This window comes from Microbacterium kribbense (genome assembly GCF_039537285.1).
Taxonomy (GTDB): Bacteria; Actinomycetota; Actinomycetes; order Actinomycetales; family Microbacteriaceae; genus Microbacterium; species Microbacterium kribbense.
In genome coordinates this window covers 69,991-82,754 of the sequence record NZ_BAABAF010000008.1, presented here as the reverse complement: position 1 = coordinate 82,754, position 12,764 = coordinate 69,991, and the positions used below count along the sequence as shown (strand labels likewise).

General features: G+C 72.1%; 11 protein-coding genes. 3 read left to right on the top strand and 8 right to left on the bottom strand.

Features of this window, described 5'->3' with window-relative positions; genetic code table 11:
• Positions 1-56: 56 nt before the first annotated feature.
• Positions 57-1,166, bottom strand: coding sequence for a VIT1/CCC1 transporter family protein (locus ABD705_RS11490; protein ID WP_344783692.1), 1,110 nt, complete (start codon positions 1,164-1,166; stop codon positions 57-59).
• 99 nt (positions 1,167-1,265) lie between these two features.
• Positions 1,266-3,083 carry a DEAD/DEAH box helicase gene (locus ABD705_RS11485; protein WP_344783690.1) on the bottom strand — a complete coding sequence of 606 codons (1,818 nt, stop codon included), beginning with the start codon at positions 3,081-3,083 and terminating at the stop codon, positions 1,266-1,268.
• A 116-nt stretch (positions 3,084-3,199) separates the two neighbouring features.
• Between ABD705_RS11485 and ABD705_RS11480 the strand changes: the two genes are divergently transcribed.
• The gene (locus tag ABD705_RS11480; RefSeq protein ID WP_344783688.1) at positions 3,200-4,060 is read left to right on the top strand and encodes an SGNH/GDSL hydrolase family protein; all 861 of its coding nucleotides are present in this window, start codon (positions 3,200-3,202) and stop codon (positions 4,058-4,060) included.
• Between the two features lie 120 nt (positions 4,061-4,180).
• On the opposite strand, the gene ABD705_RS11475 is transcribed toward ABD705_RS11480, so the two are convergent.
• Entirely contained in the window at positions 4,181-4,981 is an 801-nt protein-coding gene (locus ABD705_RS11475; RefSeq protein ID WP_425562075.1) for a TrmH family RNA methyltransferase, read from the bottom strand.
• A gap of 50 nt (positions 4,982-5,031) precedes the next feature.
• On the opposite strand from ABD705_RS11475, the gene ABD705_RS11470 reads away from it, so the two are divergent.
• Positions 5,032-5,862, top strand: a complete 831-nt coding sequence (locus ABD705_RS11470) for a Sir2 family NAD-dependent protein deacetylase (RefSeq protein WP_344783684.1) — start codon at positions 5,032-5,034, stop codon at positions 5,860-5,862.
• Between the two features lie 80 nt (positions 5,863-5,942).
• Positions 5,943-6,560 (top strand): histidine phosphatase family protein, encoded by a 618-nt coding sequence (locus tag ABD705_RS11465; protein ID WP_344783682.1) that lies wholly within the window; start codon positions 5,943-5,945, stop codon positions 6,558-6,560.
• A gap of 180 nt (positions 6,561-6,740) precedes the next feature.
• Here ABD705_RS11465 and ABD705_RS11460 read toward each other — a convergent pair whose 3' ends face one another.
• From ABD705_RS11460 to ABD705_RS11440, 5 genes are read right to left on the bottom strand one after another with little or no spacing between them, the layout of a single operon-like run.
• Positions 6,741-7,556, bottom strand: coding sequence for an HpcH/HpaI aldolase/citrate lyase family protein (locus ABD705_RS11460; protein ID WP_344783680.1), 816 nt, complete (start codon positions 7,554-7,556; stop codon positions 6,741-6,743).
• Positions 7,553-8,035 carry a MaoC family dehydratase gene (locus ABD705_RS11455; protein WP_344783678.1) on the bottom strand — a complete coding sequence of 161 codons (483 nt, stop codon included), beginning with the start codon at positions 8,033-8,035 and terminating at the stop codon, positions 7,553-7,555. The genes ABD705_RS11460 and ABD705_RS11455 overlap by 4 nt, the downstream gene beginning before the upstream one ends.
• Positions 8,036-8,039: 4 nt before the next feature.
• On the bottom strand, positions 8,040-9,200 hold the full coding sequence (locus ABD705_RS11450; protein ID WP_344783676.1) for an acyl-CoA dehydrogenase family protein: 1,161 nt from the start codon (positions 9,198-9,200) through the stop codon (positions 8,040-8,042).
• A gap of 22 nt (positions 9,201-9,222) precedes the next feature.
• Positions 9,223-11,139, bottom strand: a complete 1,917-nt coding sequence (locus ABD705_RS11445) for an acetyl/propionyl/methylcrotonyl-CoA carboxylase subunit alpha (protein ID WP_344783674.1) — start codon at positions 11,137-11,139, stop codon at positions 9,223-9,225.
• A gap of 5 nt (positions 11,140-11,144) precedes the next feature.
• Positions 11,145-12,761: a carboxyl transferase domain-containing protein gene (locus tag ABD705_RS11440; RefSeq protein ID WP_344783672.1), complete on the bottom strand. Its 1,617-nt coding sequence runs from the start codon at positions 12,759-12,761 to the stop codon at positions 11,145-11,147.
• Positions 12,762-12,764 lie beyond the last annotated feature (3 nt).

Genomic DNA, 12,764 nt, shown 5'->3' with positions numbered 1-12,764 from the left:
TCCAAACCTTCAGTACCACTGATACTTCTTCAGTATAGCTGAAGGCGTAATGGCTGTCATCCCATGCTCACGCCGAACAGCAGACCGAGCAGGTAGGTGATCGCCGCGGCCCCGAATCCGATCAGCAGCTGGCGCAGCGCCCGCCGCAGCGGCGGGCCGCCGGAGAGCAGGCCGACCATGGCACCGGTGCCCAGCAGTGCCAGACCCACCAGCACCAGCGCCAGCAGCACCGCCCACACCTCGGCCAACCCGAACAGCCACGGCAGCACCGGGATGATCGCGCCGGAGGCGAAGAACACGAAGCTGAACAGCGCCGCGCGCCACGCCCCGCCGACGACCTCCTGCGCGTCGCGCAGGTGCGTGCCGCCGGTGTGGCTGCCGACCGGCTCGGACCGGCGGGCGCGGTGCAGAGTCTGCCGGGCCTGGTCCATCGCCTGATCCTCGGGCACACCGCGGCTGCGGTAGACCAGCGCGAGCTCATTGGCGTCCAGGTCGAGGTCGGGAAGGATGCCGCCGGCCAGCTCGCCGGGCTCGGTGGCCTCGAGCAGCTCGCGCTGCGAGCGCACCGAGACGTACTCCCCCGCGCCCATCGACAGAGCACCGGCCAGCAGCCCCGCCATGCCGCTGAACATCACGAACGTCGACGCGACGCCGGTCGCGCCGATGCCCATCACCAGCGCCAGGTTCGAGACCAGCCCGTCGTTGGCCCCGAACACGGCGGCCCGGAAGCCCCCGGACAGCCGCCGGCGGCCCCGGGCGGCAAGTCCGCGCACGACCTCCTGATGCACCTTCTCGTCGGCGGCCATCGCCGCCGTGGCATGCGGATCGGCATCGTAGGGCGAGCGGCCTTCGGCATTCTGCGCGAGGGCGAACACGAAGATCGGGCCGAAGTGCCGGGCCATCCAGCCCAGCGCCATGGTGCGCCGTGAAGCCCGCGGCAGGCTGGCCGGCTCACCACCCAGCAGCGCCAGCCAGTGCGCCTCGTGGCGGCCTTCGGCGTCGGCCAGGGCACCCAGGATGTCACGCTCGGCGCCGCTGCGGCGCGCCGCGAGCTCGCGGTACACGCGCGCCTCGGCGCGCTCGTTGACGAGGTACTGCGCCCAGCGGCGCCGCTCGCGCGGTGTGGATTCGCCCGCCGTGGACGCGGCGGCAGCAGGATCGGTCACGGCATATCTCCCCGGGTGGACGGCCTTTCGAGGCTATCCGCCGCCGACGACGGCATCCGTCCGAATGTCGTGATTGCCAGGATTTCGGGGATCCGAACCTCAGCTGTGCACGCGGCGGCGCAGCATCTCGATGCGCTTCTGCAGCTGGGCGACGGTGGCCTGGGCGACCGCCGGGCCACCGCACACCCGGCGCAGCTCGGCGTGCACGGTGCCGTGGGGCTCACCCGACTGCCGTGCGTACAGGCCGACCAGGCTGTTCAGCAGCTGGCGCTGCTCCTTCAGGGTGCGGTGCAGCGCCTGCGGGGGCACCGCTGCGTCGGATGCCGCACCCTCGCGCGCTTCGCGCTCCTGGCGGTGCCGGCCCTGGCGCGCCTGTCGCTGCATCAGCAGCTCGTGCACGCTCTCCGGTTCGAGCAGGCCCGGCAGACCGAGGAACTCCTCTTCTTCGGGTGTGCCGGGCACGGCCAGCTGGCCGAACTCGTGGCCGTCGTAGAGCACCCGGTCGAAGTGCGCGACCGACCCGAGGGCCTGATAGCTGAACTCCGCCGTGAGCGCGTCGGAGACCTTCTCGTCGCGCTCGGCGGCATCCATCAGGTCTTCTTCGGCGTTCCACTGGTCGCCGTCGCCATCGCCGTCGCGGTCCAGCGCATGGTCGCGCTGGCGCTCGAGCTCGCCGGCCAGAGCCAGCAGCTGCGGCACGTTCGGCAGGAAGACGCTGGCGGTCTCACCGCGCCGGCGGGCGCGCACGAAGCGTCCGATGGCCTGGGCGAAGAACAGCGGCGTGGCGGCACTGGTGGCGTACACGCCCACCGACAGGCGCGGCACGTCGACGCCCTCCGAGACCATCCGCACCGCCACCATCCAGCGGCTGGTGTCGGTGCTGAAGGACTCGATGCGACGGGATGCCTCGGCCTCGTCCGAGAGCACCACGACCGGCGCCTCGCCGGTGATCTGGTGCAGGATCGTGGCATAGGCGCGCGCGGCGGTCTGGTCGGTCGCGATCACCAGGCCCCCGGCATCCGGCACCTGCTCACGCACCTCGGACAGGCGCCGGTCGGCCGAGCGCAGCACGGCGGGAATCCAGTCGCCCTCGGGGTTCAGCGCCGTTCGCCAGGCCTGCGCGGTGATGTCCTTGGTGTTGTCCTGGCCGAGCTGGGCTTCCATCTCGTCGCCGGTCTTGGTGCGCCAGCGCATCTGGCCGGCGTAGACCAGGAAGATCACGGGACGGACGACGCCGTCCTTCAGCGCGTCGTGATAGCCGTAGCTGTAGTCGCTGCGCGAGAGGCGGATGCCGTGCTCGTCCGGGTGGTATTCGACGAACGGGATCGGCGCGGTGTCGCTGCGGAACGGGGTGCCCGAGAGCAGCAGCCGTCGGGTCGCGCGCTGGTAGGCCTCGCGCAGCGCATCGCCCCAGCTGAGCGCGTCGCCGCCGTGATGCACCTCGTCGAGGATCACCAGCGTCCGCTTGTCCAGGATCAGCCGCTCGTGCACCGAGGCCTTCACCGCGACCTGCGCATAGGTCACGACGACGCCCTGGTACTGCCGGGAGGGGTATGCGTGCCGGTTGGAGAACGCGGGGTCGAGGCGGATCGAGGCGCGTGCGGCGGCATCTGCCCACTGCGTCTTGAGGTGCTCGGTGGGTGCGACCACCACGATGCGGTCGATCACCTGCCGGCGCAGCAGCTCGCTGGCCAGGCGCAGCGCGAACGTGGTCTTGCCGGCACCGGGGGTCGCTGCGGCGAGGAAGTCGCGCGGGCCCTTGCCCGGCCCGTCCGGGCCGTCGAGGCTGAAATAGAGGTCGAGCGCTTCGGCCTGCCAGGCGCGCAGCGCCTGCGCGGTGCCCCGGGCGGCGCGCTGCGGGTAGGTCGGGGAGAGATGTTCGGCCGCGAAGCTGCCCAGCGTCGCCTGCTCCTGCACCTGCTCTCCTTCCGATGCGCCCGATCCACGCGACCGCCGACATTCCACGATAGGCGACACCGCCGACACCGCCGACGGATTAGTCTGAATGCCGGTCACCAAACCGGGAGGAGCCGATGTCTGCCGTCGAAGATCGCCGCGGTACGCACGTCGATAACGATCAGCCGCATCCCTGGCGCCGCTACGTCGCCCTGGGCGACTCGTTCACCGAGGGTGTCGGCGACCCCGACCCGGCCCACCCGGGCGCGTTCCGCGGCTGGGCCGACCGCGTCGCCGAGGTGCTCAGCGGCCAGGTCGAGGACTTCGCGTACGCGAACCTGGCGGTGCGGGGCAAGCTCATCGGCCAGATCGTGGCCGACCAGGTCGAGCCGGCGCTGGCGCTCAAGCCCGATCTGATCACGTTCTCGGCGGGCGGCAACGACGTCATCCGCCCGGGGTCGGATCCGGATGCCGTCGCCGGGCTGTTCCGGGATGCCGTGGCGCGCCTGTCCGGCGGCGGGGCCACCGTCGTGGTGTTCACGGGCCTGGACACCTCGTTCACCCCGGTGTTCCGCGGCATCCGCGGCAAGGTCGCGATCTACAACGAGAACATCCGTGCCATCGCCGACGAGTACGACGCCGTCGTGGCTGACCAGTGGAGCCTGAAGCAGGTGCAGGACCCGCGCTTCTTCACCGACGACCGACTGCACTTCAACCCGCTCGGCCACCACGAGGTCGCCCGGATGGTGCTGCGCACCCTGAACGTGCCCAACGAGCTGGAGCCGCTGCAGCCGGACCCGCAGCCGCCGCGCACCTGGCGGACGGCGCGCGCCGAAGACCTGGTCTGGGCACGCGAATACCTCGTGCCGTGGGTGCTGCGCCGGCTGCGGCACCAGTCCTCGGGCGACCACATCGCCGCCAAGCGACCGCAGCCGTTGCCGGTGACGATCATGGCGCCCGGGCCGGATCCCGCCGCCGGCCCCGGCGAACAGGCCTGACGGCCGCCTGCCGTGCCCCGACGACCCGCTCGCCGGGCGGTGAGACCTGACATCTGCGGGACACGCGCTGATCGCCCGGCAGCTGTCGGCGCCGACCGCCAGCATGAGCTCCGCGCGAGGTCACCTCGTCGCGTAGAACGCCACGGCCGATGCGGCGGCGATGTTCAGCGAGTCGACGCCGCCGGTCATCGGGATCGTCACCCGTCGATCGACCCGTCTGTCGGCCTTCGCCGTCAGGCCGTGCCCCTCGGTCCCGAACACGAGCGCCAGCTTCGCGTGCCGCTGGGCGACCAGTTCGTCGAGCGAGATGGCGCCTTCGCCCAGGGTCATGCCCGCCACGACGAAACCGGCATCCTGCAACTCGTCGATGCCCTCGGGCCACCCCTGGATGCGCGTCCACGGCACCTGGAACACGGTGCCCATCGACACGCGCACCGACCGGCGGTAGAGCGGGTCGGCGCAGCGGGGCGTGACCAGCACGGCGTCGACACCGAGCGCCGCGGCCGAGCGGAAGGCCGCACCCACGTTGGTGTGGTCCACGACGTCTTCGAACACCGCCACACGCCGTGCCCCGGCCACCACGTCGGCGACCGGTGGCAGCTGCGGCCGGTGCATCGCGGCCAGCAGCCCCCGGTGCACCGCATAGCCGGTGACCTGCTCGGCCACCTCAGCGGGCACGACGTACACCGGCACGTCCGGGTGCGAGACGAGCAGCTGCTCGGCCTCCGGCATCCACTTTTCCTGCAGCAGCACCGACCGCGGCAGATGGCCCACCGCCAGAGCCCGCACCAGCACCTTCGCCGATTCGGCCATGTACAGGCCGCCGGCCGGCTCGAGCTTGCGGCGCAGTGCGACGTCGGTCAGGTCGCGGTAGTCCGACAGTCGCGGGTCGGCCGGATCGTCGATGCGGGTCACAAGCACCGTTCCAGGATGCCGCATCGGCGGCGTAGCCTGGTGCGCGGGGGGTATGGATGGCGGGCGCGGTGGACGAGGCGGTGTCGGCGCTGTCGGGCCGTCCTGTCGCTGTCCTGACCGGGGCGGGCGTGTCCACCGACTCCGGCATCCCGGACTACCGCGGCGAGGGCGCTCCGGTGCGCACGCCGATGACCGTGCAGCAGTTCCTCGCATCCGATCATGCGCGGCGGCGCTACTGGGTGGGCAGCCATCTGGGCTGGCGGCGGTTTACCTCGGTGCGCCCGAACGGCGGCCACACCGCGCTGGCCGCGCTCGAGCGCCGCGGTGTGACCGGCGGCGTGATCACTCAGAACGTCGACGGCCTGCACCTGCAGGCGGGGTCGCGGCGCGTCGTCGAGCTGCACGGCACGATGCGGCGGGTGATCTGCCTGCACTGCGGCCAGGTGTTCGACCGCCGCGCCATCGCCGTGCGCATCGAGGCGGACAATCCCTGGATGACCACCAGCGAAGACGCCGTGCTGCTGCCCGACGGCGATGTGCGCCCCGAATCGGTGGACGGCTTCCGGCTGCCGGTGTGCACGGTCTGCGGCGGGATGCTGAAGCCGGAGGTCGTCTTCTTCGGCGAGACCATCCCCCCGGCCCGGTTCGCCGGCGCCGAGCAGCTGGTCGCGCGGGCCCGGGCGCTGCTGGTCGCGGGGTCGTCGCTCGCGGTGAACTCGGGGATGCGTCTCGTGCAGCGCGCGCAGCGGCGCGACCTGCCGATCGTGATCGTCAACCGCGGTCAGACGCGGGCCGACGCCCACGCCAGCGTGAAGATCGACGGCGGCACGAGCGAGGTGCTCGCGGAGCTGGCCGAGCGCCTGCCGGATCCGCCGTCGGGGCGCTGAGTCCCCGGCATCCCGCGTGCCCGGCCGCGCAGCGCGCGCTCACACAGCGATCTGCGATCGGCCGCGGATAGCCTGTACCTATGACCTCCCTGATCTTCGTGCGCCACGGTGAGACGGACTGGAACCTGACCGGACGCATCCAGGGCAGCTCCGACATCCCGCTCAACGACACCGGGCGCTGCCAGGCGCGTGCCGTCGCCGCCGAGCTGCGCGACGGGCTCGACGGCCCCGTCACGATCGTCGCGAGCGACCTGTCCCGGGCGCGCGAGACGGCCGAGATCATCGCCGCCGAGCTCGGGCTCGACGCGCCCCGCCTGTACCCGCAGCTGCGCGAGCGCGCCTACGGCGAGGGCGAGGGCAAGACCGGCGCCGAGGCCGCCTCCCTGTGGGGCTCGTGGCGCACGGCGCAGGTGCCCGGCGCCGAGAGCCCCGACCAGCTGCGCCGGCGCGCCCTGGCCGGCGTGCACCAGGTCGTGCGGGATGCGCGTCGGGCGACCGCGCCGGCTGCGGCATCCGTCATCGTCGTCTCGCACGGCGGCCTCATCCGGGAGCTCGTGCGCCACGCCTCCCGGGGCGACCTGCCCGAGCCCGGCACGTCGCTGCCCAACGGCGGCGGCTACACGATGCTGTACGAGCGGCACCGGCTGCGCCTGGTCGACACGGCGCGCGGCGCGCGCATCCCCTCCGCGACGCGCTGACCCGCTGCGCCGGCACCCTCTTCGGCGCTGGCAGCCTCCTCGGCCCAGGCGAGGGGATCTGCCTGCGCGAGGGCCCGCTCGCGCGATCCGATCCTCGTCTCGGCAGATATCCTCGCCCGAGCCGAGGGCCTTCCGCGCCGCGCGCTGACCCGCTGCGCCCAGGACCCCAGGGCGGATGCCTCAGGCTCGCGTGAGCACGGCGCGCGCGTGGCGCAGCACCGGCTCGTCGACCATCTGGCCGTCGAACGCGAACACACCGCGCTGCCCCTCGGCCGCCGCCAGCACGGCGCGTGCCCACGCGATGGCCTTCGCATCCGGCCGATAGGCATCCCGGATCGGCGCCACCTGCCCGGGGTGGATGCATGCGGTCGCAGCGAACCCGCTGGCGGCGGCATCCGCCGCCTCACGGGCGAGCCCCTTCGTGTCGGCGATGTCCAGGTGCACGGCGTCGATCGCGGCCGCACCGCGCGCGCCGGCGGCGGACAGCACCCGCGACCGCGCGTAGCGGGCGATGTCGCGGTAGCGGCCGTTGCGCTTGCGGCTGGAGGTGCCGCCCAGCGAGGCGACGAGGTCCTCGGCGCCCCACATCAGCGCCACGACGTTCTCGAGCGCGGCGATCTTCGGCGCGGTCTCGACGCCGCGCGCCGTCTCGCACAGCGCGACCACGGCGAAGCGCGGATCGAGCCGGCCGATCTTCCCCGCCGATTCGCTCTTGGCCACCATGACGGTGCGGTAGTCGGTCTGCGCGAGCGTCGACAGATCGGATGCCGTGTGCTCGGACCCGAGCGGATTGATGCGCACGATGGTGCGCTCGGGATCCAGTTCGGACTCGATCAGATGACCGCGCGCGGTGGCCTTGTCGGTGGGGGCGACGGCGTCCTCGAGGTCGAGGATGACGGCGTCGGCGCGCTCGGCGGCCTTCTGGTACCGCTCCGGCCGGTCGGCCGGGCAGAACAGCAGCGCCGGGCCCATCGTGAAGCCGCGCACGGCGCTCATGACCGGGCCTGGTCGTCGGGCGTGCACCACATCAGCGCGACCCGGGTGGCGGTGGCCACCACGGTGCCGTCCTGGTTGCGGCCGGTGTGCGTCATCGTGACCAGCCCCTGGCCCGGCCGGGACTTCGACAGCCGCTTGGCGACGATCTCGGTCTCGCAGTACAGCGTGTCGCCGGCGAACAGCGGGTGCCCGAACGCGATGTCGCTCAGCCCGAGCTGGGCGACCAGCGTGCCCTGCGTGATCTGCGTGACCGATGCGCCGACGATGGTCGCCAGCGTCCACATCGAGTTCATCAACCGCCGCCCGAACGGCTGGGTGGCCGAGAACGCGGCATCCAGGTGCAGCGCCTGCGTGTTCATCGTCAGGGCCGAGAACAGCATGTTGTCGGAGTCGGTGACGGTGCGTCCGGGCCGGTGCAGGTAGCGCGCGCCGACCTCGCATTCGTCGTAGTACAGCCCGCGCTGGATGATGTCGCTCATGCTCTCACGCCAATCCGAGCGCGCGGGCGATGACCAGCAGCTGCACCTCGGTGGTGCCCTCGCCGATCTCGAGGATCTTCGAGTCGCGGTAGTGCCGGGCCACCGGATACTCGTTCATGAACCCGTTGCCGCCGAAGACCTGGGTGGCATCGCGCGCGTTGTCCATCGCGGCGTCGCTGGCGACCATCTTGGCGATCGCCGCCTCGGTCTTGAACGGCTTGCCGCCGTCGCGGAGCCTGGCCGCGTGGTGCCAGGCCAGGCGCGCGGTGTGCACCCGGGCATGCATGCGCGCGATCATGAACTGGATCGCCTGGCGGGTGGCCAGCGGCTCGCCGAACACCATCCGCGAGTGCGCGTAGTCCGTCGCGGCCTCGACACAGCCCTCGGCAGCGCCAGTGGACAGCGCGGCGATGGCGATCCGGCCCTCGTCGAGGATGTGCAGGAAGTTCGCGAACCCGCGGCCGCGCTGGCCCAGCAGGTTGCCCTCGGGCACGCGCGCATCGACGAAGGTGAGCGGATGCGTGTCGGAGGCGTGCCAGCCGACCTTGTCGTAGGCCGGCTCGACGGTGAACCCGGGCGTGCCGCTGGGCACGATGATCGTGGAGATCTCCTTGCGGCCGTCCTGCTCGCCGGTGACGGCGGTGACCGTGACGAACCGGGTGATGTCGGTGCCCGAGTTGGTGATGAACTGCTTGGCGCCGTTGATCACCCACTGCCCGTCATCCAGCGTCGCGGTGGTGCGGGTGGCGCCGGCATCCGATCCGGCCTCGGGTTCGGTCAGCCCGAAGCCGGCCAGCGCGCGGCCGGCCAGCAGGTCGGGCAGCAGCTGCTGCTTCTGCTCTTCGGTGCCGAACCGGAATACCGGGCTCGCGCCCAGGCTGACGCCGGCCTCGAGGGTGATGGCCAGCGACTGGTCGACCCGGCCGATCGCCTCGATGGCCAGGCACAGTGCGAAGTAGCTGCCGCCCTGCCCACCGTATTGCTCGGGGAACGGCAGGCCGAACAGCCCCATCTCGCCCATCTGGGCGACGACATCCAGCGGCAGGGTGTGCGTGCGGTCGGCCTCATACGCCTGCGGCGCTATCACCTCGTCGGCGAAGCCGCGGACCAGGCCGTTGAGCTCGCGCTCGTCGTCGGTCAACTCGAACGATGCGTACGTGTCCATGCGTCCTCTTTCCGGGGATGTCTCAGGGGGTGTCGGCGCTCACGCGGGCGAGCACCTGGTCGCGGCGGACCTGGTCGCCCATCGCGGCGGTCAGGGTGAGGGTTCCGTCCTGACCGGCGGTGACGGGGTGCTCCATCTTCATCGCCTCGATCGTGATCAGCCGCTGGCCGGCGGTGACGTGCTCGCCGTCGGCGGCGTGCACGGCGATGACGCTGCCGGGCATCGGCGCGCGCACCTCGGGGTCGGCGGCGCCCGCGGCGTGCTCGCGCTGGGCGAGGCGGGCCTCGGCCGCCTGCCGGCGGGTCAGCGGCACCAGCGCACTGTTGACTCCGTCGGCGTGCACCCACACGGTGCCGTCGTCGGCGGTCGCCGCCACGGCGTCGCCGTCGGCGGTCGCGGCCACGATCTGCCCGTCCCCGGTGCGCAGCGAGACCCGGGCAGGTTCTGCCGGCGCCGCCATCCGCCAGCCGGAGCGCGTGCGCCACAGGGCCGATGCGTGCGGTGCCTGCCCATCCACGGCGTCCGTCTCGGACGCCCGCCGCGCCAGCACGACGGCCGCCGCGGCGCCGAGCGCGACCATGCTCGGCGCGGGGTCTTCGAACCGGGACATCCGGTCGATGAGTCCCGTGTCCATCCCGCCGGCGACCACCACGGGGTCGGTGATCAGCGCGCGCAGGAACGCGATGTTGCTGTCCACCCCCAGCAGCACCGTGTCGGCCAAAGCGGCATCCAGCGTCGCGAGCGCGCCGGCCCGGTCGTCGGCGCACGCGATGACCTTCGCGATCATCGGGTCGTAGTCGGCGCCGACCGTGCTGCCGGTCTCGACGGCCGAGTCGGTGCGCACACCGGCCGCGGGCCGCCAGGCCAGCACGTCACCGGTGGCCGGCAGAAAACCGCGGGCGGGATTCTCGGCGTACACCCGCGCCTCGACGGCGTGGCCGGTCCAGGCGACATCCTGCTGCGCGATCGCCAGCGGCTCACCCGCTGCGACGTGCAGCTGCTGCTGCACCAGGTCGATGCCGGTGACCAGTTCGGTGACCGGGTGCTCGACCTGCAGCCGCGTGTTCATCTCCATGAAGAAGAACTCGTCGGGTCGATCGGCCGCCACGATGAACTCCACCGTGCCGGCGCCGGTGTACGACACCGAGGCCGCCGCCGCACACGCGGCCGCGCCCAGACGCGCGCGGGTCGCGGCGTCGATGATCGGCGACGGCGATTCCTCGACGACCTTCTGGTGCCGCCGCTGCAGCGTGCATTCGCGTTCGCCGAGATGGATGACGGTGCCGTGCGCATCCCCGAGCACCTGCACCTCGATGTGCCGCGGGTTCTGGATGAGCCGTTCGAACAGCAGCGTGTCGTCGCCGAAGGCCGCTTTCGCGACCCGGCGCGCCGTGGCCACGGCATCCGGGACCTGGGCGGCGTCGTACACCTCCTGCATGCCCTTGCCACCGCCGCCGGCGGACGGCTTGATCAGCAGCGGGAAGCCGGCCGCGACCGCGGCCTGCGCGATCTGCTCGTCGGTCATCCCGGCGGCGCTGAACCCCGGCACGATCGGCACGCCGGACGCGGCGACGTGGTCGCGGGCGCGGATCTTGTCGGCCATCACCTCCAGCGCCTGCGGGCCGGGGCCGACGAACACGATGCCTGCGGCCGCGCAGGCAGCGCCGAACGCGGCGTTCTCGGACAGGAAACCGTAGCCGGGATGGATGGCCTGCGCTCCGGTGGCGCGCGCGGCGGCGATGATCGCGTCGATGTCCAGATAGGACGCGGCGGCGGCGGCCGGGCCGATGCGCACGGCTTCGTCGGCCTCGCGGGTGTGCGGGGCATCGGCATCCGCGTCGCTGTAGACGGCGATCGAACGGATGCCGAGGGTGTGCAGGGTGCGGATCACCCGGCGTGCGATCTCGCCGCGATTGGCGACCAGGACGGTGTCGAACATGGTCCTCACATCCGGAAGACGCCGAAGCGCGGTTCGGGCAGCGGGCTGCGGGCGACGACGTCGAGGGCGAGGCCGAGCAGGTCGCGGGTGTCGGCGGGGTCGATCACGCCGTCGTCCCACAGCCGTGCGGTCGCGTAGTACGGACTGCCCTGCTGCTCGTACTGCTCGCGGATCGGCGCTTCGAATGCGGCTTGGTCTTCGGCCGACCACTCCTGGCCGCGCCGCTGGAGCTGATCGTGCTTGACGGTGGACAGCACCGAGGATGCCTGCGGCCCGCCCATCACCGAGATGCGGCTGGCCGGCCAGGTCCACAGGAACCGCGGCGAATACGCGCGGCCGCACATCGAGTAGTTGCCGGCGCCGAACGATCCGCCGATCACGACCGTGATCTTCGGCACTCGCGTGGTGGCGACGGCCGTGACCATCTTGGCGCCGTCTTTGGCGATGCCGCCGGCTTCGGCATCCCGCCCCACCATGAAGCCCGAGATGTTCTGCAGGAACAGCAGCGGAATGCCGCGCTGATCGCACAGCTCGATGAAGTGCGCGCCCTTGAGGGCCGACTCGCTGAACAGCACGCCGTTGTTGGCGACGATGCCGACCGGATGCCCGTGGATGTGCGCGAATCCGGTCACCAGCGTCGTGCCGTACTCCTTCTTGAACTCGTGCAGCTCGCTGGCGTCGACCAGCCGCGCGATCACCTCGCGCACGTCGTAAGGCTGGTTCACGTCCACCGGCACGACGCCGTACAGCTCGGCGGTGTCGGCGGCGGGGGCCTCGTCGGCGAGGACCTCCCACGCGGGCTCGGCCGGCGGCGGCAGCGTGGCGACGATGTCGCGCACGATCTCGAGGGCGTGCTCGTCGTCTTCGGCGAGGTGGTCGACGACGCCGGAGCGCCGAGCGTGCAGCTCTCCCCCGCCGAGCTCCTCGGCCGTGACGATCTCGCCGATGGCGGCCTTCACCAGCGGCGGCCCGCCGAGGAAGATCGTGCCCTGGTTCCGCACGATCACGGTCTCGTCGCTCATCGCGGGCACATACGCGCCGCCCGCCGTGCACGAGCCGAGCACGGCGGCGATCTGCGGGATGCCGGCGGCCGACAGCTGCGCCTGGTTGAAGAAGATCCGGCCGAAGTGGTCGCGGTCCGGGAAGACCTCGTCCTGCATCGGCAGGAACGCGCCGCCGGAGTCGACGAGGTAGATGCAGGGCAACCGGTTCTGCAGTGCCACCTCCTGCGCGCGCAGGTGCTTCTTGACCGTCATCGGATAGTACGTGCCGCCTTTGACGGTGGCGTCGTTGCACACCACTATCACATGCCGGCCGTGCACCAGCCCGATGCCGGCGATCACACCCGCCGCGGGCGCCTGCCCGTCGTACAGCCCGTCGGCGGCCAGCGGCGCCAGTTCGATGAACGGACTCCCCTCGTCGAGCAGGCGGCGCACGCGGTCGCGCGGCAGCAGCTTGCCGCGGGCGACGTGCCGGTCGCGGGAGCGCGCCGGTCCACCCAGCGCAGCCTGAGCCAGTCGCTCGCGAAGCTCGGTCGCCAGCGCCTGCTGGGCGGCCGCATTGCCCGTGAACGTGTCGTCCCGGGTCGGCACGGTTCCGATCGTCGGAGCCCGTCCGCTCATGTC